Raw genomic sequence first — 26,552 nt, 5'->3', positions numbered from 1 at the left:
ACCTTTCGACGATCCCGAGCGAATTCCCTGCTGAATGGACCAGAGAACCATGCAGACCAATGAGCTGATCGCGGTGATGACCGCGGGCCACCGCCCGGTGGATACCGGCTGGCTGCGCCGGGCCACCTGGCTCTGCGCGCTGGCGGCGCTGGCGCTCACCGCCCTGCTCGTCCTGATCGTCCTGGGTGTTCGCCCGGATCTTGCTGGCGTCTGGTCGACGCCCCCCGTGATCGCCAAGGCGCTGGTCGGCGCCAGCGTCGCCGGCATCGCGCTCGTGCTGTTCCAGCGCAGCCTGCGCCCGGGGCTGAAGCCAGGCAGAGAGCTGCCGCTGGTTGCTCTCCCGGTCGCACTCATCGCTCTCTGGGCGCTAGCCGCACTCTTCCAAGCGCCTTTCGCGGATTGGAGCGCGCTGATCTTCGGCCGCTATTGGCGCGCCTGCCTCGTCGCGGTGCCGCTCTACGCGCTGGTTCCGCTCGTCGTCCTCTTCGGATTGGCGCGTCGCGGCGCACCGGTCGACGGCAGGCTGACGGGAGCCTGCGCCGGCCTCGCCTCGGCCGGACTTGCGACCCTCGCCTACAGCCTGCATTGCCCGGACGACACGGCGCCGTTCCTGGCAACCTGGTACACGATCGCGATCGCGGCGGTCACCGGAATCGGCGCGCTGATCTTCCCGCGGCTCCTGCGCTGGTAGACGAGGCGCCCAGCAGCAAGCGGCAGGTGACTTCGGGCCGATGAGCGGCCCGACCGTTCCGGAAGGCGAACTACTTCGCGGCGGTAGCGTAAGACTGCCAGCGCTTGAGGAACTCGTCACGCTTGGCGGCGGCATCGTCTTCGTCGATGGCGAAGACCTTGATGCTCTCCATGGCGGGCAGCTCGACATGCTTGGAGACGTCGATATCGCTGCGGCTGGGCCGGCGGAAAGCGTTCTCCAGCAGCGCGATCTGGGCTTCCTTCGACAGCATCAGGTCATAGGCGGCCCTGGCAGCGGCGCCGGCCGGCGCGCCCTTGACCAGCACCTGGAACTCCGGCGTCGAGAAGGTGCCTTCGGCGGGATAGAGCAGCGAGATCTCGCGCTGGCCGCCGGCGACATAGGCATAGGCGTTCGACTCGAAGGTGAGGCCGATGGCATATTCGCCCTGGCCGACGGCACGCAGCACGGTCGAGGCGGCGCTTGAGACGGTCAGGTTGGCGGCGAGCGCCTTGAGCCCGTCCGGTCCCATCAGCTTGTCGACGCCCCAGAGGATGGTGAAGGCGGTCGAGCTGTTGGTGGGATCGGCGATGATGATCTTGCCCTTGAAAGCCGGATCGACCAGGTCCTTCCAGGTCTTGGGCGCCGGCTTGCCGCCGAGCTGGTTCTTGTTGACCATCGCGACGACGAGATGGACGTTCGAAGCGGTCCAGAGGTTCTCGGGATGGCGCAGCACTGCCGGAATGGCGGCAGCAGCTGGCGAGGCATAGGCTTCGAACAGCTGCTTGAAGGCGCCGAGCGTGTTGGCGCTGGAGCTCCAGAAGATGTCGGCCTGGGGCTTGGCGGACTCGGCCTCGATGCGGCGCAGGAGCTGGCCCGAGCCGCCGGTGATCGTGCTGATCTTGAGGCCAGGCTGCTTCTCCTTGGCGACGCCGAGCACGGCATCGACCGACTGGGCGTTGTTGGAGGTGTAGAGCACGACGGTGCCCGAGGCGCTCTGGGCGAAAGCGGGAGCAGCCGCCATGCCGGCAAGGCCTGCGAGCACGGCGCGGCGATCGATGAGATGGGTCATGGTCGTTCCTTTCCTTTCGCCTTCCTTGGGAGAACCGGGCGACGAGGCGATGCTGGCCCGGCTTGGCTGTCCGTTCAGGCCTTCGACGAGAACAGGTCGATCTTGAAAACGCGGGTCGCGACGATGATCGGGATCAGGATCACCGCGACCAGCACCAGGCCATAGGCCGAGGCCGGGGCCATCAGGTTGGAGTCGATCAGCTTGTAGATCTGGATCGGCATGGTCTCTCGGCCGCCGGAATAGACGATGATCGAGGCCGAGAGCTCGGCGACGGTGGTCGTCCAGGTCAGCACGGTGGCGGCGGCGACGGCGGGCAGCATCAGCGGCAGCACGACCTTGAAGAAGGTCGCCACCGGCGGCACCCCGAGGCTGATCGAGGCTTCCTCGATCGAATTGGGGATGTTGTAGAGCGTCGAGGACGAGTTACGGATGCCGAAGGGCAGCCGGCGCACGACATAGGCGAGCACGATGATGCTGGCAGTGCCGGTCAGCGGCAGGAAGCCGGTGTTGAAGGACATGATCAGGCCGATGCCGATGATCGTGCCTGACAGCGCCAGCGGCAGCGCCGTCAGATAGTCGAGCGCCGGCGTCAGGATGTTCCGCTTCTTGACGATCAGATAGCTTACGAGGGCGCTGAAGGTGATGCCGATCGCGGTCGCGGCGGCCGAGTAGAGCAGCGTGTTGATCACGGGATCGGGCGCGATCCTGACGAGCCGCTCGACATGGGCCGTGGTCCACTCGCCCCAGCGCATCACCGGGCCGCGCGAGACTGTGAAGGCGCCGACGACGATCGAGCCCAGCGGCAGCAGCGAGACGATGACCAGCACCGCGGCAGACAGGCCGATGACGAGGCCGGGCAGGCCGCGCAGCCTCTCGGCGCGGGCGCCGCGTCCTTGCGTGACCTCGTGGCGGCCGCGCGCCACGATCCAGCGCTGGACGAAGAGCACGATCATCACAAGCGCAATCGAGACGGTGGCCAGCGTCGACTGCATCACCGGGTCGGAGCCGCCCTCGGCGACGGCCGCCTGGTAGGTCAGCACCGAGAGCAGTGGCACGCGGCTGCCGAGGATGGTGGCGGTGGCGAAGTTCCCGACGACCAGGGTGAAGACGAGCAACGCGCTCGCCAGCACCGAGGGCAACACCACTGGCAGCATCACCTTCAGACGCGACTGAGCCGGCGAGGTGCCGAGGCTCTGCGCGGCTTCCTCGAGCTGGACGTCGAAGCCGCGGATGGCGGCGAGCGTGCCGATATAGGTGTAGGTGTAATAGGTGAAGGTCATCACCGTGATCAGGCCGGGCCAGCCGTAGAAGCTCGGCATGTCGATGCCGTGGCCGCCGAGCCAGCGGGTGATGAAGCCGTTGTTGCCGAGCATCATCAGCCAGGTCTGGGCGGCGATGACCTCGGGGATGACCAGGGTGATCAGCGGCAGCACCGCGACGATGCCCTTGCCCGGAAAATCGAAGCGCGCCGTGAAATAGGCGAGAGGCACGCCGATCAGCGTCGTGGTGAGGGTCACCGCGATCCCGAGCACGACGGTGTTGACGATGGCGGCGAAGTACTTGGGATCGCCGGCCAGTGTCACCCAGCCGTTGCGGCTGCCACTGCCGATGGAGCCGGTCAGCACGTTCAGCAGCGGATAGAGCAGGAAGACGGCCAGGATCGCCAGCGCCAGCGCGGAGAGCCAGAACCAGATCGAGCGGAACTGCACGCTCATGACGCGAGCACCAGCGTGCGGGCGGGATCGAGGCCGAGGCCGACAGCGGCGCCGGGCTCGAAACGGTCATGCGCGCCGCTCTGCAGGTCGACCGCGAGCGTGCGGCCGCTGTCGAGCGCGACCTTGTAGCTGGTCTTGCCGCCGAGATATTGCCGGTGCGCGATCCGGCCCGGCAGCGTGCCGGCCGTGCCGGGCTCGGCGAGGAGAATGTCTTCCGGACGGGCGACCAGCATGGCGCGGCCGGCTGCGACCGCTGCCAAGGCACGCGCCGTGATGGTGACGCCGTCGAGCGCGAGCGGGCCGGTCTCGCCGGCCTGGCGGGCCGCCGTCTCGATTTCGACGATGTTGGCGCCGCCGACGAAATCAGCGACATAGCCGGTACGCGGCTCGCGGTAGATCTGCGCGGGGGTGCCGACCTGCTCGAGCCGGCCCTGCTTCATCACACCGATCCGGTCGGACATGGCGAGCGCCTCCTCGCGGTCATGGGTAACGAAGACCGTGGTGATCTTGGCCTCGCGCTGGAGCTCGACGATGGTCTCGCGCACCTGCAGGCGCAGCTTGGCGTCGAGATTGGAGAGCGGCTCGTCCATCAGCAGCACCTTCGGCTGGATGACGAGGGCGCGGGCCAGCGCCACGCGCTGGCGCTGGCCGCCGGAGAGCGCGGCGGGATGGCGGGCGCCGAGATGGCCGAGACCAACGCGCTCCAGCGCCGCCTCGACCTTGGGCTTGATCGCGCTTTCCGACTGCTTGCGGGCGCGCAGGCCATAGGCGACGTTGTCGAACACGGTCTTGTCGGGAAACAGCGCATAATCCTGGAAGACCATGCCGATATCGCGCCGGTGCGGCGGCAGATGCGTCACTTCCGTGCCGCCGAAGCGCATATGCCCCCGCTCGGCCGGCACGAAGCCGGCAATGGTACGCAGCAGCGTGGTCTTGCCGCAGCCGGAGGGGCCGAGCAGCGTGAAGAAGCTGCCCGGCTCGATCGTCAGCTCGAGCCCGTCGATCACCCGTTGGCCGCCATAGGAGACGGCCAGATTCTCGATCGCGATTCCCATCTCGTCATCCCCTCTCAACTGAAAGCTCCGGCGGATCGGCGCCGTCTCGGAGCGGATATGGTCGGCTCAGCGCCCCATGGCGCTCTCGACGAGGCGCAGCATCTCGCGATGGCGGGCCGGATCGCCGGCGGCCATGATCCGCTTGCCCGTCTTGTGGTCGATCGGCTGGCCTTCCCAATCGGTGACGACGCCGCCGGCACCCTCGATGATCGGGCGGAAGGGCGCGAAGTCCCAGAGCTTCAGGCGCGTGTCGAAGGCCGCGTCGGTGCGCCCGCTCGCCAGCAGGCCGAAGCTCATGCAGGCTCCGCCCCAGATTCGCCAGGCCGTGGCCGCGCGCATGGCGTCTAGGGCCGCTAGCTCCTCCGCCTCGAAGAAATCGGGATTGCTGGCGGACAGGATGGCATTGCCGAGTGCTCCGCAGTTGCGCGTGCGGCAGGGGCGGCCGTTATGCGTGGTCGGGCTGCCCTTGACGCCGATCCAGCGGTCGCCGGTGATCGGATGGTCGATGATGCCGAGGATCGGCTCGCCTTCCCGCATCAGCGCGATCAGCGTGCCGTAGACCGGCAGGCCGGCGATGAAGGCGGCGGTGCCGTCGATCGGATCGAGCACCCAGACCAGATCGGCATCGAGATCGGTGGGGGCCTCCTCCTCGCCGATGATGCCGTGGCTGGGAAAGCGATCGGCGAGCATCTCGCGCATGCGCCGCTCGATGCGGGCGTCGAGCGCCGTGACGAAGCTCCTGTCGGATTTGACCTCGACATCCGGGCGAACGGAAGCCGTCTCACGCAGGATCGCCCCGCTTTCCGTCGCGAGCCGCAGCGCAAACGCCAACCACTCCGCCTGATCGCCTTCGGCACGCATCCGCCATCCCCCGAATTTTCTGGAGGCGGCTTAGCATTTGTGGATATATGTGGCAATGTGGATTTTTGACCGATTTATTACCCCCGGCGTTGTGCCACTCTTGCCAGCGGTCTTGCCAGAGGTGAAATGAACCGGTTCGCAGGAGACGGCACCGCATGTGGCAGGGCGAGAGAAAGCAGCGGATCCGCGCGCTTCTCGACACGTTCGGCGGCGTCTCGGTCGAGAGGCTCGCCCACGAGTTCGGCGTTTCCAACGAGTCGATCCGCCGCGATCTGGTGGCGATGGAGCAGGACGGCAGCCTGCGGCGGGTCCATGGCGGGGCGGTCAGCATGCCTGCCGAGCAGGACGCGTCCTATGGGGCCCGCTCCACCGTCCGCCTGAAGGAAAAGCGCGCGATCGCCCTGGCCGCGATGACCCTGATCAAGAGCGGCCAGACCCTGTTCCTGGACGGGGGCACGACGACGGCGGCGTTGGCCGAGGAGCTGAAGAGCGTTCCCGAGCTGAATATCCTGACGAATTCCCTGCAGGTTGCGACGACCATGGCATCGACGCAGCAGAGGACCGGCAGCCGCGTCTTTCTTCTCGGCGGAACGATCGTCCATGAACCGCCGGAGACCGGCGGCGCATCGACGATCAACGACATCTATCGCTACAAGGCCGACCTGGCGCTGCTGTCGCCCTTCGGGGTCGACATGAAAGGCGCGGCGACCAATTTCTTCGAGCACACCGCCGAGATCGCCCGGGCCATGGTCATCAACTCGGCTGGCGTCGTCCTGATCGCCGATCACTCGAAGATCGGTGTGACCAGCCGCTTCCGCTTCTGCGAGCTCGATCGGATTTCCGCCATCGTCACGGACAAGAAGGCGAAGACCTTGCCGGCGTTGGCTGCGCTTTCGAGCGTGGTCGGACGCGTTATCGTTGCCGACGCCTAGAGCAATTCCAGCAAGAGTGCATCGCGGTCCCGCCCGAGGATTTGGCGCCTCTGACAGCGATGCCGAGCCATCTGCCGGTCTCGAATCTGTCGGCCTTGCTCAGGGGACCAACGGGAAAGCCAACATTTTTGCGGCTCTCCGCGGTCACAAGAAAGAGCAGCGGCTGCCGAACACGAAAAAACCGGCCGTCTTGGCCAGTTTGCGGACGTCAGCGAATGCTGGTTGGGGAATGGTGCCGCAAGAGGGATTCGAACCCCCGACCCCCTCATTACGAATGAGGTGCTCTACCAGCTGAGCTATTGCGGCGACGGGTGGGGCTGTATCAGCCCGACCCCGTTTTGACAAGGCAGACAAGTCCACCGGAGGCACCGAATTCACGCCCGGCTGTGGGAATCCCGCGGAGACACCAGCGCGCTCGCCACTCAGCCCTTCTTCAGCTTCTCCGTTTCGGCCTTCTCCTGGCCGAGCGCGACGATGCCGCGGCGGATGGCGCGCGTGCGGGTGAAATGCTTGTGCAGGGTCTCGCCGTCGCCGTAACGGATGGCGCGGGTGAGCAGGGCCAGATCCTCGTTGAAGCGACCGAGCATCTCCAGCACCGCCTCCTTGTTGGCAAGGAAGACGTCGCGCCACATCGTCGGGTCCGACGCCGCGATGCGGGTGAAGTCGCGGAAGCCGCCGGCCGAGAACTTGATCACCTCCGACTGCGTCACCGCCGCCAGGTCCTCGGCGGTGCCGACGATATTGTAGGCGATCAGATGCGGCAGGTGGCTGGTGATGGCGAGGACGAGGTCATGGTGCTGCGAGCCCATCACCTCGACGATCGCCGCCATGCCTTCCCAGAACTGGCGGGTGCGGGCGATCGCCGCCTCGTCCGTGCCGGGCGGCGGCGTCAGGATGCACCAGCGGTTGAGGAAGAGGCTGGGGAAGCCGGCATCGGGGCCGGAATTCTCAGTGCCTGCGACAGGATGGGCCGGGACGAAATGCACGCCCTCGGGCAGATGCGGGCTGACGGCCTCGACCACCGCATGCTTGACCGAGCCGACATCGGACAGGATCGCGCCGGGCTTGAGCACGCCGGCGATCTCCTCCGCGACGGCGCCGCAGGCACCGACCGGCACGCAGAGCACGATGTGGTCTGCATCGCGGGCGGCCTCGATCGCGGTCTCGGCGATCTCATGGCCGAGATCGAGCTCGCGGGCGCGGCGGCGGACATCAACGTCGGCGTCGCTCAGCACGATATGGCGGGCGAGGTTGAGCTCCTTCGCGGCATGCGCGATCGAGGAACCGATCAGGCCGATGCCGATGATGGCGAGCCGCCCGAAGAGCGGCTCGTCGCGGCGCGGCGCGAAGCTCTCGGGCGCGCTCACGCGGCCTTGCCCAGGAACTCAGCCAAAGCTGCAACGACGAGGCGGTTGGCCTCCTCGCTGCCGATGGTCATGCGCAATGCATCGGGCAGGCCGTATGACGCGACCGAGCGCAGGATCAGTCCGCGCTGGGTCAGGAAAGCATCGGCCTCCCTGGCGCTCTTGCCGGCAGCCGCCGGGAAATGGATCAGGAGGAAGTTGCCGACCGAGGGCGTGACGATGAGGCCGAGCTTCTCCAGCTCGGCCGTGGTCCAGGCCAGCCATTTGTCGTTGTGCTCTATCGCGGCAGAGATATGCGCCTCGTCGGCGATCGCGGCGACACCGGCCTCGATCGCCGCGCCATTGACGTTGAAGGGGCCGCGGGTGCGGTTCAGCGCATCGATGATGTGGGCGGGACCATAGACCCAGCCGAGGCGCAGATTGGCGAGGCCGTAGATCTTCGAGAAGGTGCGCGTCATCACGACGTTCTCGCTGGTCGCGACCAGTTCTAGGCCCGAAGCATAGTCGTTGCGGCGGACATATTCGGCGTAGGCCGCGTCGAGCACCAGCAGCACATGCGGCGGCAGGCCAGCCTGCAGACGCTTGACCTCGTCGAAGGGCAGATAGGTGCCGGTCGGGTTGTTGGGGTTGGCGAGGAAGACGATCTTGGTGCGCGGCGTCACCGCGGCGAGGATCGCGTCGATATCGGCCGTCAGGTTCTTTTCGGGCACGATCACCGGCTTGCCGCCGGCGGCAAGGATCGCGATCTTGTAGACGAGGAAGCCGTGCTCGGTGAACACGCCTTCATCGCCATCGCCGAGATAGACCTTGGTGATCAGCTGCAGCAATTCGTCCGAGCCGGTGCCGCAGACGATGCGGTTGGCGTCGAGGCCGTAGCGGCCGGCGATCGCCTCGCGCAGCTTCGTCGCCGAGCCGTCCGGGTAAAGTTCGAGCTTGCCGGAGAGATTGCCATAGGCGGCGATCGCCTTCGGGCTCGGGCCGAGCGGGGTCTCGTTGGAGGAAAGCTTGTGCAGCTTGACGCCGGCCGGAGCCGAGGACTTGCCGGGGACATAGGCCTCGATGTCGAGGACGCCGGGACGCGGGACGGGGCGAGGAGCGGGCAGAGCCATGGGGCTGGACCTTGAAGGAGTGATCAGCGGGCGGATTTGAAGGCGAAGCGGGCGGCGTGGCTGCCGATCTCGGTCAGCTCCTTGAGGCCCGCGGGTTCGAGTGCGCTGCGGATGGCTTCGACCGGGGTTTCACCGGAGGCGGCCACCAGCAGCGCCAGATGCGAGCCGTCGGCGGCGCTGGCCGAGACCTCGGCGAGATGCTGGGCGAGGCCATGGCGAAGCGGCTCCGACCAGCGCTCGACGCGAGCCGCGTAGAGCACGATCTCGCGCACGGCGGCGTCGGTCAGCGGCTTGGCGATGCAGTAGACCGGCGTGCCGGCCGGATGGTCGGGCCGCTCGATGAAGGGCAGGCGCGCGATGATCTTGGGCTGTGCGGGACCGATCAGGTCGCGCCACCAGACGCCGGCGCTGGCGCCCAGGTCCATGCGGAAGATGCCGAGATCGCCGGCCGAGTCCGCCACCGCCGCGATCACGGCGCGGGCATCCTCATGCGTGACGAACGGCACGGTGAAGCCGAAATGGAAGCGGGCGCTGTCGCGCATCGCCGCATCGCCGCCGGAGATGTCGGCATGAACGGAATAGTTCGCCTGCACGAAGGTGAAGGTCGCGATGATGATGCGCCAGATGCTCTCGACCGTATCGAGCGGCAGCAGGCCCTGATGGCGCAGCGCCAGCCGCTTCATCATGTCGGCCTCGCGGCCCGGGCGGAAGGCCGAACCGGACACTTGCGTCTTCTTGATCGCGATCAGCGTTTCGATGATCTGCGAGCGTTCCATCAGCAGGCCGTGCATCGCCGCATCGATGCGGTCGATCTCGCTGCGCAGGTCGGCGAGCGTGGTCGGAGCGGCTTGCGTCATGATGGCCAGACTTCTTTAATCGTGCCGGTCTCTTAGCGGTCACCGAGGGGCTTGGCAAAGCGTTCGCAACGCATCGCCGCGTTGACAGACGGGAAGAGCCGCGCCATCGGTAATGTCCGCTATTACGAACGGACCGGACGACAAGACAAATCCGAATGCCGAACCGGACGCAAGCTCCCGAACTTCTCGCCGACCCGCTGGCCGAAGCCAATCAGCCGTCGAGCCTGCTCGTCCAGTTCGGGCCGGACAAGGCCCTGCAGCTCGATTCCGGCGCGGTGCTGGAGCATTGGCAGATCGCCTACCAGACCTATGGCGAGCTCAATTCGGCGCGCTCCAACGCCGTGCTGGTCTGCCACGCTTTGACCGGCGACCAATATGTCGCGAGCCGCAACCCGGTCACCGGCAAGGGCGGCTGGTGGACGGCGATGATCGGGCCGGGCAAGCCGATCGACACCGACCGCTTCTTCGTGATCTGCGCCAATGTCCTTGGCGGCTGCATGGGCACGACCGGCCCGGCCTCGACAAATCCCGCGACGGGCAAGCCCTGGGGCCTGTCCTTCCCGATGGTGACGATCCGCGACATGGTGCGGGCGCAGGCGCATCTCGTCGACTCGCTCGGGATCGACAGCCTGTTCTGCGTCGCCGGCGGCTCGATGGGCGGGATGCAGGTTCTGCAATGGGCGGCGAGCTATCCGACGCGGGTGTTCAGCGCCCTGCCGCTCGCCACCGCCGCCAAGCATTCGGCCCAGAACATCGCCTTCCACGAGGTCGGCCGCCAGGCGGTGATGGCCGATCCCGACTGGCGCCAGGGCCGTTATCTCGACGAAGGGACGCGGCCTTCGAAAGGGCTCTCGGTCGCGCGCATGGGCGCGCACATCACCTATCTCTCGGAGCCGGCGCTGCATCGCAAATTCGGCCGCAAGCTGCAGGAGCGCAGCGCGCCGACCTTCACCTTCGACGCGGATTTCCAGGTCGAGAGCTACCTGCGTTACCAGGGCATCAGCTTCGTCGAGCGCTTCGACGCCAATTCCTATCTCTACGTGACGCGGGCGATGGACTACTTTGACCTCGGCGCCGACCATGACGGCGTGCTGGCCAAAGCCTTTGCCGGGACGCGGACGCGCTTCTGCGTGGCGTCCTTCACCTCGGACTGGCTGTTCCCGACCAGCGACTCGCGCGCCATCGTGCACGCCCTCAACGCAGCCGGCGCCTCGGTCTCCTTCGTCGAGCTCGAAAGCGACAAGGGCCACGACGCCTTCCTGCTGGAAGAGCCCAACCTGTTCGCGACGACGCGCGGCTTCATCGGCGCCGCGGCGCGGGCCAGGGGGATCTGAGCATGGCGCTGGCGGACACCCAGACCAACCGCATCGACCTGCGGCTCGTCGCCGAGATGGTGACGCCGGGCTCGCGCGTGCTCGATGTCGGCTGCGGCGACGGCGAATTGCTGTCGCTGCTCGCCGAGACCCGCGGCGTCGACGGGCGCGGCATCGAATTGTCGCGCGAAGGCGTCGCCGGCTGCGTCGCGCGCGGCCTTTCGGTCGTCCAGGGCGATGCTGACACCGACCTCGCCGACTATCCCGACGACAGCTTCGACTACGTCATCCTCTCGCAGACCATCCAGGCGACCCGCAATCCACGCGATGTGCTGGAACACATGCTGCGCATCGGCCGGCGCGCCATCGTCTCCTTCCCGAATTTCGGGCATTGGCGCATGCGCACCCAAGTCTTCTTCATGGGCCGGATGCCTGTGACCGACTCCCTGCCCTATGCGTGGTGGGAGACGCCCAACATCCATTTCTGCACGATCCGCGACTTCGTCGCGTTGTGTGACGCCGTCGGCGCGGAAAAGGAACGCGCCGTCGCGCTCGACGTCTCCGGTGGCAAGGTCGGCGTCAGCGCGCCCTGGTGGTTCTGGAACCTCTTTGGTGCACAGGCGGTGTTCTTGCTGAAGCGGGGATAGGCTCTCACCCGTCATGCTCGGGCTTGACCCGAGCATCTCAGGCAGGATGAGGCTCCAATCATCGCCTTCTCGTCACGAAATTCTCGGGTCTGCGCTTCGCTCCGCCCGAGAATGACGGCTCGGTCAGAACGCCTCCTCCCAATTCCGGCTGAGCCGCATCGCCGAATTGATCAGACCGACCATCGAATAGGTCTGCGGGAAGTTGCCCCAGAGTTCGCCGGTTTCGAGATCGGCATCCTCCGAGAGCAGGCCGAAGCTGTTGCGGCGCTGCAGGATGCGGCCGAACAGCTCCTTGGCCTCGTCCTTGCGGCCGATCGCGTGCAGTGCGTCGACATACCAGAAGGCGCAGATCAGGAAGCCGGTGTGCATGAAGCCGAAATCGTCTTCCGTGCCGTAGCGCAGGATCAGGTCGCCGCGACCGAGCTCGCGGCCGATCGCCTCGACCGTAGCAATATAGCGCGGATCATCGGGGGTGACGAAGCCGAGCTCGGCGATCAGCAGCAGGGTCGCATCGAGATCCCTCCCGTCGAAGGTCGAGACGAAATGGCCCTTCTCCTGGTTCCAGATCCGGTCGGTTATGATGCCCTTCAGGCGCTTGGCCTCGCCGCGCCAGTATTCCTTGCGGTCGGCGCGGCCGAGCGTGCCGGCGATGCGGGCAAGTCGGTCGCAGGCCGCCCAGCACATCACGCTGGAGAAAGAGTGGACCACCTCTTTTTCGCGCAGCTCCCAGGGGCCGGCATCGGGCTTGTCGAAGACGGCGATGGCCCGCTCGCCCATGCGTTCGAGCTGGGCGAAGAGCGCCTCCTTGCCCGGCTGGATCAGGCGGCGGTCGAAGAAGGACTGGGTCGCGGCCAGCACGACCGCGCCATAGCCGTCGTTCTGGACCTGCGTCGCCGCGCCATTGCCGACGCGCACCGGCTGATGGCCGCGATAGCCGGCGAGGTTCGGCACCTCGAACTCGCGCAATTCGCCGCCGCGCGTGATCGGATAGAGCGGCGGCAGATGCTCGGCGCCGCTCTCCGAATAGGTATCGACGATGTTGGTGATGAAGCCGAGATAGTCCTCCATCGTCCGCGTCGTGCCCAGGCGATTGAGGGCGTGAACGACGAAATAGGCGTCGCGCAGCCAGCAGAAACGATAATCCCAGTTGCGCTGCGTACCCGGTGCCTCCGGGATCGAGGTGGTCAGCGCCGCGACGATGGCGCCGCTCTCCTCGAAGGAGCAGAGCTTCAGCGTGATCGCGGCGCGGATGACCTCGCGCTGCCATTCGAAGGGAATCGAGAGCGAGCGGACCCAGTCGCGCCAGTAGTCGGTGGTCTTGTCGAGGAATTCGCGCGATGTCGTCTCGATCTCGGCGCGTAGCGCCTCGTCAGAGCCGATGAAGAAGGAGAACGGCTTCTCGACCGCGAACGGGATGCTCTCCAGCACATAGGAGACCGGCGCATCGGTCGTCAGCCGGATCGTCTGATCGGCGCCGACGAAGCGGACATGGTTGGAGCCGCGGGTGATCTCGTCCGGTTCCTCGCCGAGGCCGAGGCAGGGCTTCACCACGACGCGGATGCGCGGGCGCCCGGAGATGCGGCGAACACGGCGCACCAGCTGCGGCGGCCGGAAGAAGCGCTCATAGCGAACGAAGCGCGGGGCGAAGTCGAGAATCTCCAGCGCATTGCCCTGGTCGTCGGAGAGCACCGAGGACAGGATCGCGGTGTTGTCGAGATAGCTCTGCTCGCAACGGGTCATGCCGACCATCTCGATGGCGAAGACGCCCTTCTTCGGTATGGCGTCGCCGTCGTCGATCTGGTTGTCGATCAGCGAGCAGAAGACGGGGTCGCGGTCGAAGCGCGGAAAGCAGCCCCAGACGATGTGGGCACGTCGGTCGATCAGCGCGGCGATCGAGCAATTGCCGATGACGCCGAGATCGAGCGAAGCGACGCGCGGCGAGGCGGTGGTCGTCACAGTCATGCCTGTTCCTGAAGTCAGTTCTGGAGAAAGGTTTCGAGCGTGAGGTCGCCGCCTTCGGCGGCAGCGAGCAGAACGTGATGCAAGGCCGTAGGCGAGGCCAGACGATGACGGGCGCAGGTATGGCCATCGCCGATCCGGATCGACAGGCCCGAGGCCGCATTGACCGCGGCGAAGCCGTCCTCGTCGGTAACGTCGTCGCCGATGAAGACCGGCGTGCGGCCGGCATAGCCGTCCTGCTGCAGCAGCCAGTCGATCGCGCCGCCCTTGCTCGCGGTCGCCGGAACCAATTCGGCGACGGCCTTGCCGCGCTGCAGGCGCATCGACGGGCCGATCTCGGCGGCGACCTGCTCCATCAGCACCAAAGCCTCGTCGGCGAGCGACGGCGCCAGTCGCCAGTGCAGCGCTACCGACTGGCGCTTGTCCTCGACGATGACGCCGACATGGCTGTTGGCGAAGCGGACCATCTTGCGCGTCGCAGCGTGCAGCGCCTCCGAAGGCGCAGCGAGCGGAGCATCGGCGCCGCCGAGACGGATCTGGGCGCCGTGCAGGCCGGCAGCGTCGAAACGATAGGGGGTCATCATCTCGTCGAGCAGGGCGACGGGCCGCCCGGAGACCAGGGCGAGCGCGCCGCCAAGCCGGAGGCGCAGCGCCTCCAAGGCACCCGGCAGGCGCCGGTCGATCTTCACATCCTCCGGTGTCGGCGCGATCTCGACCAGGGTTCCGTCGAAATCCAGGAACAGCGCGATCTGCCCGGTGACGGCAGCGGCTTTTGCGGGAGGTTCAGCGAACCCGGGACTCAGCATCTGTGACATGGCAACCTGGTTAGAGGGTGAAGCGGGCGAAAGGGCGGCGATAGGAGATGGTCCCCTGATCGCCACATTCGAGGTTCAGTTTGGCGCGAGGTCGCCATGATCCGGTCACGGCGGCGACGCGAACCGGCCGGGAAAGCCGGCGTGCACACGAAACATTACGCCTGCCCGCGCGTTCTGTTCCCGCGCCTCTGCGGCGAGCGTCAGCGAAAAGTGAGGCATCATGCGTCTTGTCGTCGTGTCCAACCGCGTCACCATGCCCGAACGGGGCGAGAAGGTGGCGGCAGGTGGCCTGGCGGTCGCGCTGCGCTCGGCGCTCGAACAGCATGGCGGCCTCTGGTTCGGCTGGAGCGGCGCCACCAAAACAGAACCCGCAACCAGCGTGGAGCCGGCGCGGCATGGCAAGGTCAGCTACGCCGTCACCGACCTGACCGAGGCCGAGCGCCAGAGCTATTATCTCGGCTTCGCCAACCGCGCGCTCTGGCCACTGATGCATTACCGGCTCGGCCTGACCGAGTTCACCCGCACCGATTATGCCGGCTATCTCGGCGTCAACCGCCGCTTCGCCCGGCTGCTGATCCCGCTGCTCAAGCCCGACGACGTCATCTGGATCCATGACTACCACCTGATCCCGCTCGCGGCCGAGCTGCGCCGGCGCGGCGTCGCCAACCGGATCGGCTACTTCCATCACATCCCCTGGCCGCCGGCCGAGGTGTTCGGCTCCCTGCCCTTCTCGTCGACCCTGATCAGCACGATGACGGCCTACGACCTCATCGGGCTGCAGACCCAGAACGACGTCGCCAACCTGATCGGCGGGCTGGTCGCGCTTTGCGGCGCACGCCGCGAGGGCAACCGGGTCAAGACCGGCCAGCGCGAGGCGGTGGTGCAGGCCTTTCCGATCGGCATCGATGTCGAGGGTTTCCGCAAACTCGCCCAGGCGTCGGTCCGGGCGGCGACGCAGCCGGTGCGGGCGACGACCGCCCCTCTCGGCAGCCGCAAGCTGGTGATCGGTGTCGATCGGCTCGACTATTCCAAGGGCATCGTGCAGCGGCTGGAAGCCTTCGGGACCTTTCTGCGCAACCATCCGGAATACCGCAGCGAGGTCGGCCTGCTGCAGATCGCGCCGCCCTCGCGCAGCGACGTACCCGAATATGCCGAGCTCGACCGGATGTCGGACGAAGTCGCCGGCCGACTCAACGCCGCGCTCGGCGAGTTCGACTGGACGCCAATCCGCGTGGTGAAGAAGGCCTATTCGCGCAGCGCCCTCGCCGGTCTTTACCGGCGAGCGCAGGTCGGGCTGGTGACGCCGATGCGCGACGGCATGAACCTCGTCGCCAAGGAATATGTCGCGGCGCAGAATCCCGACGACCCCGGCGTGCTGGTGCTGTCGCGCTTCGCCGGCGCGGCGCAGCAGCTCGGCGAGGCGCTGATCGTCAACCCGTTCGACACCCATGAGGTGGCCGAGGCGATCCGGACCGCGCTCGCCATGCCGCTATCGGAACGGCAGCGCCGCTTCGAGCGACTCTACGCGACGATCTCCTCGACCGACATCGACTGGTGGACGTCGCGCTATCTCGCCGCGCTCTCCGGCCTCGATATCCCCAGCGGCGACATCGTGCCGCCGGGGCGGCCCAAAACGCTGCGCAATACACGCAGATCGGGCACGAATACCAACCCCGCACGCGTGGATATGCCTCCTCAGGCCTCCCGACCGACACACGACAAAGGCGGCCCGGCACGCGGCAAGGCCTTGCCGAACGCTCCCTCCGCTGGCTAGAAGCAGCGCGCTAGGGGCAGTCAACCCAGCTTGCGCTTGCGACTCAGCGGTTGCGGTGTCAGGTCTGCGGGGGGTATCCGGCTGAAACAGCCGTGGAGGCGGGCGGAGGGCTTTGTTGATGCGAGGCGCACTCGGGGGATCGGGCGTGCTGCTGCGCCGTCTCCGCGAGGTGATGGCGGCGCCGGTCAGTCCGCAGGAGCGGCTCGACAGGCTCGTCGTCGTGATCGCCGGCAACCTCGTGGCCGAGGTGTGCTCGGTCTATGTCCTACGTGAAGATTCCTCGCTCGAACTCTACGCCACCGAAGGCCTCAACCGCGAGGCGGTCCACCTCACCACCATGCGGGCCGGCGAAGGCCTCGTCGGCCTGATCGCCAGCGAGGCGGAACCACTCGCGCTCTCAGACGCGCAGTCGCACCCGGCCTTCTCCTACCGTCCGGAAACCGGCGAAGAGATCTATCGCTCCTTCCTCGGCGTGCCGATCCTGCGCGGCGGAGCCGTGATGGGCGTGCTCGTCGTGCAGAACCGGGCCTCGCGCGTCTACAGCGAGGACGAGGTCGAGTCGCTGCAGACCACGGCCATGATCATGGCCGAGATGATCGCAGCCGGCGGCCTGAAGGCCCTGTCGAAGCCCGGCGCGACCATCGGGCTCGACCGGCCGATCCACAGCATCGGCACCACGCTCGCCGACGGCGTCGGCCTCGGCCATGCCGTGCTGCACGAGCCGCGCGTCGCGATCACCAACCTGATCGCCGAGGACCCCGGCCGCGAGGTGCAGCGGCTGGAAGCGGCGATCGCGACGATGCGGCTCGCCATCGACGAATTGATCGAGCGCGGCGACGTCGCTCATACCGGCGAGCATCGCGACGTGCTCGAAACCTTCCGCATGTTCGCGCACGACCAGGGCTGGCTCCGGCGCATGCGCGAGGTGGTGATGACCGGCCTCACCGCCGAGGCCGCGGTCGAGCGCGTGCAGTCGGACACCCGCGCCAAGATGCTGCGCCAGACCGACCCTTACCTGCGCGAGCGCCTGCACGATCTCGACGACCTCGCCAACCGTTTGCTGCGCACGCTGGTCGGCAAGTCCAACGGCGTCACGCGCGAGGATTTGCCGGAGAACGCCATCCTGATCGCGCGCTCGATGGGACCGGCGGCGCTGCTCGACTATGACCGCCGGCATCTGCGCGGGGTCGTGCTCGAGGAAGGCGGACCGACCAGCCATATCGCCATCGTGGCGCGCGCGCTCAACATCCCGGTGGTCGGCGAGATCGCCAACGCCACCGCGCTGATCCAGGCGGGCGATGCGGTCATCGTCGACGGCCAGGCCGGCGAGGTGCAGATCAGGCCGCAGCCCGACGTCGAGAACGCCTACAAGGACAAGGCGCGGCTGCGCGCCCGCAAGCAGGAGCAGTACCGCAAGCTCAAGACGCAACCTGCCGTGACCAAGGACGGCGTCGAGATCCAGCTGCAGATCAATGCCGGCCTGCTGGTCGACATGGCCAACCTCGAAGAAACCAACGCCTCCGGCGTCGGCCTCTTCCGCACCGAGCTGCAGTTCATGGTGGCGCCGCACATGCCGACCACGGCCGAGCAGCAGGCGCTCTACGATGCCGTGCTCAAGGTCGCGAACGGCCGGCCGGTGACTTTCCGGACGCTCGACATCGGTGGCGACAAGGTGCTGCCCTATATGGAGCGGCTGGAAGAGGAAAACCCGGCGCTGGGCTGGCGCGCCATCCGCATCGGCCTCGACCGCCCCCGGCTGCTGCGTGCGCAGGTGCGGGCCCTGCTGCGGGCCGGCGCCGGCAGCGACATGAAGATCATGCTGCCCATGGTGGCCACGGTGAACGAGTTCCTGCGCGCACGCACGCTGGTGCGACGCGAGCTCGCCATGCTGGAGCGCGACGGCCGCCCGGCGCCGGCCAGCCTGAAGCTCGGCGTCATGGTCGAAGTGCCCTCGCTGCTGTTCGAGCTGCCGGAGATCGCGCGCGAAGCGGATTTCCTCTCGATCGGCACCAACGACCTGATGCAGTTCCTGTTCGCGGCCGATCGCGAGAACAAGCGTGTCTCCGATCGCTTCGACCCGCTCGGCATTGCCGGTCTGCGCGCACTGCGCAACATCGTGGAGGAAGCCGGCAAGGCGGACTGCCCGGTCACCGTCTGCGGCGAGATGGGCGGCAAGCCGATCGAGACCCTGGCGTTGATCGCGCTCGGCTATCGCTCTTTTTCAATGTCGGCTGCATCGGTCGGCCCGGTCAAGGCGATGCTGCGCGCGCTCGACGCCGGCAAGGCGCGCCAGCGCCTCGATGCCTGGATGTCCTCTTCCGATGGCGCCGCCAGCCTGCGCCCACTGCTCGCCGCACTCGCCGCCGAGATGAAGGTGCCGGTCTAGCGACGCTTCACCCGCCGATCGCGCACGCCTCCCCTTTTTCCGTTCAGATCGTTTCCGCATCATGTCGCTCCAGCTTCCGCAAGACCGCCTCGACTCGATCGTCGCCCGCCATGCCGCGGCGAGCGACGCCATCAATCATGCGACCGAGGCGGCCCGCGTCGTCGAGTTGTCGAAGGAACTCGCCGAGCTCGACCCCGTCGTCGCGGCGATCACGGCCTGGCGCAAGGCTCAGTCCGGGCTGGAGGAGGCGCTGGCGCTGATCGACGATCCCGCCACCGACACCGAGATGCGCGACCTCGCCTATGAGGAGCGCGACGCGGCCAGGGCCGAGATCGATGCGCGCGCCCGCGAGATCCTGATCGCGCTCCTGCCCAAGGACGCCGCTGACGAGCGCGGCGTCATCCTCGAAATCCGCGCCGGCACCGGCGGCGACGAGGCCTCGCTCTTCGCCGGCGACCTCCTGCGCATGTACCAGCGCTATGCCGCCGGCAAGGGCTGGAGCGTCGACGTCCTGACCGAGAGCGAGGGCACGGTCGGCGGCTTCAAGGAAGTCATCGCCGAAATCGCCGGCAAGGGTGTCTATGCGAGGCTGAAATACGAATCCGGGGTGCATCGCGTGCAGCGCGTGCCGGACACCGAGACGAGCGGGCGCATCCACACCTCAGCGGCGACCGTCGCCATGCTGCCGCTCGCCAGCGAGGTCGACGTCAACCTCGACGAGAAGGATCTGCGCATCGACACGATGCGGGCCCAAGGCGCCGGCGGCCAGCACGTCAACAAGACCGAGTCGGCCGTCCGCCTCACCCACATCCCGACCGGCGTCGTCGTGCTGGTCCAGGACGAGCGCTCGCAGCACAAGAACAAGGCGCGCGCCTACGAGCTGATGCGGGCCAAGCTCTACGACATGGAGCGCAGCCGCGCCGATGCCGAGCGCTCGGCCGACCGGCGCTCGCAGGTCGGTTCCGGCGACCGCTCAGAGCGCATCCGCACCTACAATTTCCCGCAGGGGCGCGTCACCGACCACCGCATCAACCTGACCCTCTACAAGCTCGACGAGATGATGCAGGGGCTGGTGCTCGACGAGATCATCGATGCGCTGACGGCGCAGCGCCAGGCCGAGCTGCTCGCAGAGCAAGGCAGCGTGTGAAACCTTCGCCCTTCTCGCGCGTTCTGGACGCACCGACCGTTTTTCATGGGGAGGATATAGAGATGAAAGTCCTGTTCAGCGCCATTGCCCTCGCCGCCGCCGTGGTCTTCGTGCCGGCCTCGGCGGGTGCGCAGGAGCGGACCGCGAAGAAGATTCTCAGCGGCCAGCCGGCGACGCTGCAAGGCGCGAAGACCGAGTCGCAGGCGCGGCGCGATTGCCAGCGTCAGTATCGCGGCGCTAGGGAGAGCAAGTCCGCTTTGCGGATCAAGATCAACGCCTGCGTCCAGGAAGGGATGCAGGGCAGATGACCGGCCGCGAGCCGGGCCAGGGACAGGCTTGACCGGCATCGCCAGACCAACTGATACGACAGCGCCCGTTGCCTTGCCGGCAGCGGGCGAAAGCATGTCTGCAGTTCGGAAGGCGATCGCGCTCGTGTTGAAGCGCGGCGGCATCGCCGATTTCACCTTCGAAGCCCGCATCCTGATCGAAGACCTTGCAGGCGGTGGCGATCCGATCGACGAGGCTGCCGCCATCAGGCTCAACTATGCGCTGGCACGGCGGCTCGCCGGCGAGCCGCTCTGGCGCGTCCTCGGCGCGCGCGAGTTCTGGGGCCTGAGCTTCGCCCTCTCGCCCGGCACGCTGGAGCCACGTCCGGATAGCGAGACCCTGATCGAGGCGGCGCTCGGCCATCTCGCCCCGCGCCGGCACGACAAGCTGCGCATGCTCGACCTCGGCACCGGAACGGGCTGCCTCCTGATCGCGACCTTGCGCGAGTTTCCGCAGGCGACCGGGCTCGGGATCGACCTGTCGCCGGATGCGGTCGCGACCGCGACGGGCAATGCCGCGCGCAACGGCGTCGCCGAGCGCGCCGCCTTTCGTCAGGGCAACTGGACAACCGGGATCGACGAGCGCTTCGACCTCATCCTGTCGAATCCGCCCTATATCGGCAGCGCCGAGATCGCTGGCCTGGCCCCAAATGTGCGCGAGTACGATCCGCTGCTCGCTCTCGATGGCGGCGTGGACGGGCTTACCGCCTATCGCGCCCTCGCGGTCGCCCTGCCCGGTCATCTGAAGCCTGGCGGCCTCGCCATCCTGGAGATCGGCGCCGGACAGGAAGAGGCTGTCGTCGCATTGATGGAGCAGGCGGGCCTGCACCATCTTCAGTCCCACCGCGATCTCGGCGGCCATATTCGCGGCCTCGCCTTCGAGCATCGTCGGTGAGCCGTGCACAGCAAGCTGCGCGAATTTGCTTGGAACAGGCCGCAAAACCAGCTATGCACGCATGGTCTTGAAGACAGTGTCGACAGCACATGACCTTTGGCTGGGCCCTGCTGAGCAGACCAAGCCCTCGGATCACTGCGAGAATCGACGTTACTGACATAGCGAGACCGAGACTTCGAATGCGCGGGACAGCCATTCGGAGAGGGAGCCGGTAAGGCTCCATTGGAAAGAGCGCGTGAAGACCCATATCGGCGCAGAGCCCTTTCAGGTCGAACTTCCTACGCACGGCGTCGCAACCCGCCGCGTGTCACGACGCGCATGACGACCTCAAGGTTGCTTTGAATGAACGGAACGCGAGACAGACGCGAATGAGACCAGGTCAGAACCGGCGCATGCGCGGCCGTAGCAACAATAATAACAATAACAACAGCAACAACGGCAATCGTAAGTCACCCAACCCGCTGCAGCGCAGCTACGAGTCGAACGGCCCGGACGTCAAGGTCAGGGGCACGGCGCAGAATGTGGCGGAGAAGTATCTCCAGCTCGCTCGCGATGCGCAATCCTCCGGCGACCCGGTTGCGGCTGAGAACTATTTCCAGCACGCCGAACACTATTATCGCATTCTGCTCGCTGCCCAGGAGCAGATGACGCAGCAGTTCGGCCACAGCTTCCAGCCGAACCGCGCCTTCGTCGAAGACGCTGACGACGGCGAGGAGGAAGGCGAGGAAGACGTCAACTTCCAGGGTGGCCAGCAGCAGGGCGAGCGCCAGTACAACGGCAATGGCGTGAACGGCCATGGCGGCCAGCGTCAGGAAGGTGAGGAAGGCGAAGGCGGCGGCCAGAACAACGGCCAGCGCTTCGACCGGCCTAATAATAATAATAATAATAATAACCGCCCTGAGCGCAATTTCGACCGGAACGGCCAGCGCCGCTTCGACCGGAACGACCGCCAGGATCGTGGCGACCGTCCGGACCGCGGCGAACGCCAGGACCGCGGCGAGCGTCGCTTCGAACGCCCCGAGGGCCAGAACGGTTCCTACGCTCCGCGCCCCGAGGCTCAGCCCGGTGCCGAGCAGCCGGACATCGCACCCGTCCAGCCGCCGATCGAGCAGCGCCGCTTCGAGCGGCCGGAGCGCCCGGACCGTCCGCCGCGCAGCGAGCGTCCTTCGCGCCGTGACCGCGATGAGGCTCGCGCCAGCAACGCCAACGAGGAGCAGGATGTCGCAGCGGCGCTTCCGGCCTTCCTGACCACGCCGACCCGCGTGCCGATCGCAATCGCGGAGGAGCCCGCAGCTCCGGTCGTCGTTACAGCTGCCCCGGCCGAAGCCGCGGAAGGCGCGCCTGAGGCTGGCGAGAAGCCAAAGCGCCGGGCGCCCCGGCGGCGCTCGCCGCGCGAGGTGATGGACGCGCTCGGCGGTGATGGTGGCGAGCCCCCGGTGGAGTAATCCCACCAGGGACATCCGGATCGTTCAGTAGAGGGCCCGAAAGGGCCCTCTTTCTTTTCAGGCGACGCCGAGTGCCACCGGCTCACTGGCCTCGACCAGAGTCAGCCGCTCGCCCTCGCCGAGCGAGCCACCAGCGATGATCCGGCAATAGATGCCGCAGTCGACATGGCCATAGCCCTTCATAAGCGCCTTCGGGATCTGCAGGTCGCGCGCGCCTGTCACCGGGTCGACATTGGTGGCAGCGCAGCGCTCGATCCGCTTGATCACCTGGAGTCGCAGGCCCGACGGTGCGACGAGTTCGCGGTCGACCAAATCGAGCTCGGCCCAGGCCGGCAGGTCCTCGACCATGATGTTGCCACGGAAGCGCAAAGAGTCGACGGGAACGCCGAGCCGCGCCTCCAGGTCGGCGACGCTGGCGAGGTTGATGATCGAGACAAAGCCCGAGCGTGAATCGGTGAAGCGATAGCCCTCCGGCGCTGCCAGCAGGCGCGGCTCGCCGCGCAGTTCCTCCGGCATGAAGGCTTTGAAGAAGGCACTGAGCTGTTCGCGGCCTGCAGCGGTCTGGGTGGCAGCCCTCATCTCCCGGCCGTCATGGGCGATGACGAGATCTCCGCTGCCATCGTCGTAACGCGTCCGCAGGCGTGCCAGCGACTCGTTGCGCATCAGCATCAGGTATTTGATCTTCGGCTGGTGCACCGGCTCGGCCGGATCGAAGCCCGATGGGCCATTCTCGATGGCAAAGAGCCGATCGCCGGGGAAAAAGCCGCCTGTCGGCAGTTCTGCTTGGCTCAGACGCTCGGGCGACAGGCCTTTGACCGGATAGCGATACAGCGAAGCGACGCGCATGGGCCCTGCCCTTCCGATTGCGAGGGCGGAAAATGCCATGCCGGACACCACGACGCCACCATCGCGGCCATCACGGTCGATGAAAGGATTGCATCGATCCGATCAATGCGGCTGCTCTGCGCCCTCTTCCGCGCCCTCTTCCGCGCCCTCGGCGATCGAGCGCTGGCAGCCCCAGCCCGAGAGCACATCATCGATGGCGTCGACGACGAAAAAGCGGGCCGCATCGCGCTCATAGCCTTCGGCGAGCAGGCTGTCGTAGTCGGTGTGGCTGTGCCGAACATGACTGCCCAGTGCGAGCCAGAGCGCGGTCGATGGCGGCAGCGACTTCATCTGGGCCCGGCCGGCGAGCGCCAGCACCGCCTCGGCATCGAGCAGCGGAATGCCGGGCACGAGCGCCCGCAGCGCCTTGCGAATCGCCTGTTGCCGCTTGGTGCCTACCATGCAGCAGGCTGGCCGCGGCCCTTGATGAAGGTCAATGCAAAAGCTGCGCGATCCCCCTTCCGTTGCGCGAAAGCAACACTATCTTTGGAGGCGAAGGGCTGCCCATCAGGGGGCCCTATCCCTTTGAAAGGCAGCCGGCTCCGCCGCTTCGGGGCGCGACCGGCGGGCGGAGGCAACTGAATGAACATCGAGAAATATACCGACCGGGCTAAGGGCTTCCTGCAGGCCGCGCAGACGATCGCGATGCGCGAGGGCCATCAGCAGTTCGCGCCCGAGCATCTGCTGAAGGCACTGCTCGACGACAGCGAAGGCATGGCTTCCGGCCTGATCGACCGGGCCGGCGGACAGTCGCGGCAGGCCAGGCAGCTGGTCGACGAAGCCCTTGCCAAGCTCCCCAAGGTGAGCGGCGCGGGCGCCAACAGCCTGCACCTGACCCCTGCGCTGGCACGCGTCTTCGACACGGCGGAGAAGGCTGCCGACAAGGCTGGCGACTCGTTCGTCACGGTCGAGCGGCTGCTGCTCGCGCTGGCGATCGAGAAGGACAGCGAGGCCGGCAAGATCCTGGCCAAGGCCGGCGTCACGCCGCAGGGGCTGAATGCCGCGATCGAGGCGATCCGCAAGGGGCGCACCGCCGACTCGGCTTCCGCCGAGCAGGGCTATGACGCCCTGAAGAAGTACGCGCGCGATCTCACCGCCGCGGCCCGCGACGGCAAGCTCGATCCCGTCATCGGCCGCGACGAGGAAATCCGCCGCACCATCCAGGTTCTGAGCCGGCGCACCAAGAACAACCCCGTGCTGATCGGCGAGCCCGGCGTCGGCAAGACCGCCATCGCCGAGGGCCTCGCGCTGCGCATCGTCAATGGCGATGTGCCGGAAAGCCTGAAGGACAAGGAATTGCTTGCCCTCGACATGGGCTCGCTGATCGCCGGCGCGAAATATCGCGGCGAGTTCGAGGAGCGGCTGAAGGCCGTGCTCTCCGAGGTCTCGGCCGCGGCGGGTGGCGTCATCCTGTTCATCGACGAGATGCACACCCTGGTCGGCGCCGGCAAGACCGACGGCGCCATGGATGCGTCGAACCTGCTGAAGCCCGCTCTCTCCCGCGGGGAGCTGCACTGCGTCGGCGCGACCACGCTCGACGAGTACCGCAAATATGTCGAGAAGGATGCGGCGCTGGCGCGGCGCTTTCAGCCCGTCTTCGTCGACGAGCCGACGGTCGAGGACACGATCTCGATCCTGCGCGGCCTGAAGGAGAAGTACGAGCAGCACCACCGCGTGCGCATCACCGACTCGGCGCTGGTCTCGGCGGCGACGCTGTCGAACCGCTACATCACCGACCGCTTCCTGCCCGACAAGGCGATCGACCTCGTCGACGAGGCTTCGGCACGCCTGCGCATGCAGGTCGACTCCAAGCCCGAGGAACTCGACTCGATCGACCGTGAGATCGTCCGGCTGAAGATCGAGCAGGAGGCGCTGAAGAAGGAGAGCGATGCCGGCTCGAAGGAGCGGCTGAAGCGTCTGGAGTCCGAGCTTTCGGAGCTCGAGGCGCGCTCTGCCGTGATCACCGCGACCTGGAAGGCCGAGAAGGACAAGCTCGGCCAGGCGGCGGAGATCAAGACCAGGCTCGACAACGCTCGCAACGAGCTCGCCCAGGCGCAGCGCAAGGGCGAGTACCAGCGCGCCGGCGAACTCGCCTATGGCGAGATCCCACAGCTCGAGAAGCAGCTCGCCGAGATCGAGGCCAGGGGGGATGCGCCGGGCATGGTCGAGGAGGCGGTGACGCCGGACCATGTCGCGCAGGTCGTCAGCCGCTGGACCGGCGTGCCGGTCGACAGGATGCTGGAGGGCGAGAAGGAGAAGCTGCTGCATATGGAGCAGAGCCTCAGCCACCGCGTCGTCGGCCAGGCCGAAGCCGTCGAAGCCGTCTCCAAGGCAGTCAGGCGGGCGCGTGCCGGCCTGCAGGATCCGAACCGGCCGATCGGCTCGTTCATGTTCCTCGGCCCCACCGGCGTCGGCAAGACCGAGCTGACCAAGGCGCTGGCATCGTTCCTGTTCGATGACGACACCGCGATGGTCCGGCTCGACATGTCGGAATACATGGAGAAGCACTCGGTCAGCCGGCTGATCGGCGCGCCTCCCGGCTATGTCGGCTATGAGGAGGGCGGTGCGCTGACCGAAGCCGTCCGGCGCCGACCCTATCAGGTCGTGCTGTTCGACGAGGTCGAGAAGGCGCATCCGGACGTGTTCAACGTCCTGCTGCAGGTGCTTGACGACGGGCGCCTGACCGACGGCCAGGGCCGCACGGTCGACTTCCGCAACGTGCTGATCATCATGACCTCGAATCTCGGTTCGGAGTATCTGGTGAACCAGCCCGAGGGCCAGGACAGCGATGCCGTGCGCGACGAGGTGATGGGGGTGGTGCGCCATGCCTTCCGGCCGGAGTTCCTGAACCGGATCGACGACATCATCCTGTTCCATCGCCTGCGGCGGTCGGACATGGGCGCGATCGTCGACATCCAGATGGCGCGGCTCGGCAAGCTCCTGGTCGACCGCAAGATCGCGCTCGATCTCTCGGAGGAGGCGCGCGACTGGCTGGCGGAGAAGGGCTATGATCCCGCCTATGGCGCACGCCCGCTGAAGCGCGTAATCCAGAAGTCGGTACAGGACCCGCTGGCCGAATTGCTGCTCGCCGGTGCAGTTCGCGACGGCGAGAGCGTGCCGCTGACGGTCGGCCCGGCGGGGCTGATGCTTGGCGAATTTCCCGCGGCCAGCGAGAGCCGGCCGGCGGGCGTGGCGCTGAACTGAACCACAGCATTACTGGAACGACGAAGGGCGCCGCTCACGCGGCGCCCTTTTTCTGTCTAGGGCGTCATTCTCGGCCGTAGCGAAGCGTAGAGCCGAGAATCTC

The 26,552-nt window shown here is 67.0% G+C and carries 22 protein-coding genes and 1 tRNA gene; 11 read left to right on the top strand and 12 right to left on the bottom strand.

All coding sequences use genetic code 11. The features are described from left to right. The first annotated feature begins 34 nt into the window (after nucleotides 1–34). Nucleotides 35–691: a DUF1109 domain-containing protein gene (locus GV161_RS16420; RefSeq protein WP_152016707.1), complete on the top strand. Its 657-nt coding sequence runs from the start codon at nucleotides 35–37 to the stop codon at nucleotides 689–691. Between the two features lie 70 nt (nucleotides 692–761). Here GV161_RS16420 and GV161_RS16415 read toward each other — a convergent pair whose 3' ends face one another. The 4 genes from GV161_RS16415 to GV161_RS16400 all read right to left on the bottom strand — a co-directional run bounded on the left by GV161_RS16415 (nucleotide 762) and on the right by GV161_RS16400 (nucleotide 5,391). Beyond that, nucleotides 762–1,760 (bottom strand): extracellular solute-binding protein, encoded by a 999-nt coding sequence (locus GV161_RS16415; protein ID WP_152016706.1) that lies wholly within the window; start codon nucleotides 1,758–1,760, stop codon nucleotides 762–764. Nucleotides 1,761–1,834: 74 nt separating this feature from the next. After that, complete coding sequence (locus tag GV161_RS16410) at nucleotides 1,835–3,475, bottom strand: iron ABC transporter permease (RefSeq protein ID WP_152016705.1); 1,641 nt, start codon at nucleotides 3,473–3,475, stop codon at nucleotides 1,835–1,837. Continuing rightward, nucleotides 3,472–4,530: an ABC transporter ATP-binding protein gene (locus GV161_RS16405; protein ID WP_152016704.1), complete on the bottom strand. Its 1,059-nt coding sequence runs from the start codon at nucleotides 4,528–4,530 to the stop codon at nucleotides 3,472–3,474. The genes GV161_RS16410 and GV161_RS16405 overlap by 4 nt, the downstream gene beginning before the upstream one ends. 66 nt (nucleotides 4,531–4,596) lie before the next feature. Then, on the bottom strand, nucleotides 4,597–5,391 hold the full coding sequence (locus GV161_RS16400) for an inositol monophosphatase family protein (protein WP_152016703.1): 795 nt from the start codon (nucleotides 5,389–5,391) through the stop codon (nucleotides 4,597–4,599). 155 nt (nucleotides 5,392–5,546) lie between these two features. Between GV161_RS16400 and GV161_RS16395 the strand changes: the two genes are divergently transcribed. Further along, entirely contained in the window at nucleotides 5,547–6,323 is a 777-nt protein-coding gene (locus GV161_RS16395) for a DeoR/GlpR family DNA-binding transcription regulator (RefSeq protein WP_152016702.1), read from the top strand. A gap of 230 nt (nucleotides 6,324–6,553) precedes the next feature. Here GV161_RS16395 and GV161_RS16390 read toward each other — a convergent pair. The 4 genes from GV161_RS16390 to GV161_RS16375 form a co-directional block, all read right to left on the bottom strand. Beyond that, nucleotides 6,554–6,629: transfer RNA gene (locus GV161_RS16390), tRNA-Thr, on the bottom strand. A gap of 116 nt (nucleotides 6,630–6,745) precedes the next feature. Then, complete coding sequence (locus GV161_RS16385) at nucleotides 6,746–7,690, bottom strand: prephenate/arogenate dehydrogenase family protein (RefSeq protein WP_152016701.1); 945 nt, start codon at nucleotides 7,688–7,690, stop codon at nucleotides 6,746–6,748. Next, on the bottom strand, nucleotides 7,687–8,796 hold the full coding sequence (locus GV161_RS16380; RefSeq protein WP_152016700.1) for a histidinol-phosphate transaminase: 1,110 nt from the start codon (nucleotides 8,794–8,796) through the stop codon (nucleotides 7,687–7,689). The genes GV161_RS16385 and GV161_RS16380 overlap by 4 nt, the downstream gene beginning before the upstream one ends. Nucleotides 8,797–8,819: 23 nt before the next feature. Then, complete coding sequence (locus GV161_RS16375; protein ID WP_152016699.1) at nucleotides 8,820–9,653, bottom strand: chorismate mutase; 834 nt, start codon at nucleotides 9,651–9,653, stop codon at nucleotides 8,820–8,822. 155 nt (nucleotides 9,654–9,808) lie between these two features. Here GV161_RS16375 and GV161_RS16370 point away from each other — a divergent pair, with 155 nt between their 5' ends. After that, nucleotides 9,809–10,987, top strand: coding sequence for a homoserine O-acetyltransferase (locus tag GV161_RS16370; protein ID WP_152016698.1), 1,179 nt, complete (start codon nucleotides 9,809–9,811; stop codon nucleotides 10,985–10,987). A 2-nt stretch (nucleotides 10,988–10,989) separates the two neighbouring features. Continuing rightward, nucleotides 10,990–11,613, top strand: a complete 624-nt coding sequence (metW, locus tag GV161_RS16365) for a methionine biosynthesis protein MetW (RefSeq protein ID WP_152016697.1) — start codon at nucleotides 10,990–10,992, stop codon at nucleotides 11,611–11,613. A gap of 123 nt (nucleotides 11,614–11,736) precedes the next feature. Here metW and GV161_RS16360 read toward each other — a convergent pair whose 3' ends face one another. Both GV161_RS16360 and otsB read right to left on the bottom strand, forming a co-directional pair. Then, the gene (locus GV161_RS16360) at nucleotides 11,737–13,575 is read right to left on the bottom strand and encodes a glycoside hydrolase family 15 protein (RefSeq protein ID WP_152016696.1); all 1,839 of its coding nucleotides are present in this window, start codon (nucleotides 13,573–13,575) and stop codon (nucleotides 11,737–11,739) included. A 14-nt stretch (nucleotides 13,576–13,589) separates the two neighbouring features. Further along, nucleotides 13,590–14,387, bottom strand: coding sequence for a trehalose-phosphatase (gene otsB, locus GV161_RS16355; RefSeq protein ID WP_348521240.1), 798 nt, complete (start codon nucleotides 14,385–14,387; stop codon nucleotides 13,590–13,592). A 220-nt stretch (nucleotides 14,388–14,607) separates the two neighbouring features. Here otsB and GV161_RS16350 point away from each other — a divergent pair, with 220 nt between their 5' ends. The 6 genes from GV161_RS16350 (at nucleotide 14,608) to GV161_RS16325 (ending at nucleotide 22,360) form a co-directional block, all read left to right on the top strand. Further along, complete coding sequence (locus tag GV161_RS16350; protein WP_244624236.1) at nucleotides 14,608–16,161, top strand: trehalose-6-phosphate synthase; 1,554 nt, start codon at nucleotides 14,608–14,610, stop codon at nucleotides 16,159–16,161. Nucleotides 16,162–16,279: 118 nt separating this feature from the next. Then, nucleotides 16,280–18,547 (top strand): phosphoenolpyruvate--protein phosphotransferase, encoded by a 2,268-nt coding sequence (ptsP, locus tag GV161_RS16345; protein ID WP_193219585.1) that lies wholly within the window; start codon nucleotides 16,280–16,282, stop codon nucleotides 18,545–18,547. 61 nt (nucleotides 18,548–18,608) lie between these two features. Then, on the top strand, nucleotides 18,609–19,694 hold the full coding sequence (gene prfA, locus GV161_RS16340) for a peptide chain release factor 1 (RefSeq protein WP_152016694.1): 1,086 nt from the start codon (nucleotides 18,609–18,611) through the stop codon (nucleotides 19,692–19,694). A gap of 62 nt (nucleotides 19,695–19,756) precedes the next feature. Next, a complete protein-coding gene (locus GV161_RS16335) occupies nucleotides 19,757–20,002 on the top strand; it encodes a hypothetical protein (protein WP_152016693.1) in 246 nt (81 codons plus the stop codon). 94 nt (nucleotides 20,003–20,096) lie between these two features. Next, nucleotides 20,097–20,915: a peptide chain release factor N(5)-glutamine methyltransferase gene (gene prmC / locus GV161_RS16330; RefSeq protein WP_152016692.1), complete on the top strand. Its 819-nt coding sequence runs from the start codon at nucleotides 20,097–20,099 to the stop codon at nucleotides 20,913–20,915. A 392-nt stretch (nucleotides 20,916–21,307) separates the two neighbouring features. Then, on the top strand, nucleotides 21,308–22,360 hold the full coding sequence (locus tag GV161_RS16325) for a DUF4167 domain-containing protein (protein ID WP_159650275.1): 1,053 nt from the start codon (nucleotides 21,308–21,310) through the stop codon (nucleotides 22,358–22,360). Nucleotides 22,361–22,417: 57 nt separating this feature from the next. Here the strand turns inward: GV161_RS16325 and GV161_RS16320 are convergent, their stop codons facing one another. Together GV161_RS16320 and GV161_RS16315 are read right to left on the bottom strand one after the other, a co-directional pair. Further along, nucleotides 22,418–23,206 carry an MOSC N-terminal beta barrel domain-containing protein gene (locus GV161_RS16320; protein WP_244624235.1) on the bottom strand — a complete coding sequence of 263 codons (789 nt, stop codon included), beginning with the start codon at nucleotides 23,204–23,206 and terminating at the stop codon, nucleotides 22,418–22,420. A gap of 102 nt (nucleotides 23,207–23,308) precedes the next feature. Further along, nucleotides 23,309–23,647, bottom strand: a complete 339-nt coding sequence (locus GV161_RS16315; RefSeq protein WP_152016690.1) for a DUF2293 domain-containing protein — start codon at nucleotides 23,645–23,647, stop codon at nucleotides 23,309–23,311. 180 nt (nucleotides 23,648–23,827) lie between these two features. Between GV161_RS16315 and clpB the strand changes: the two genes are divergently transcribed. After that, complete coding sequence (clpB, locus tag GV161_RS16310) at nucleotides 23,828–26,449, top strand: ATP-dependent chaperone ClpB (protein ID WP_152016689.1); 2,622 nt, start codon at nucleotides 23,828–23,830, stop codon at nucleotides 26,447–26,449. The last annotated feature ends 103 nt before the right edge of the window (nucleotides 26,450–26,552 follow it).

This window comes from Bosea sp. 29B (genome assembly GCF_902506165.1).
In the GTDB taxonomy this organism is placed as follows: domain Bacteria; phylum Pseudomonadota; class Alphaproteobacteria; order Rhizobiales; family Beijerinckiaceae; genus Allobosea.
Note: the sequence above shows the minus strand (reverse complement) of the source record. Positions and strands in the feature narration are given on the sequence as shown.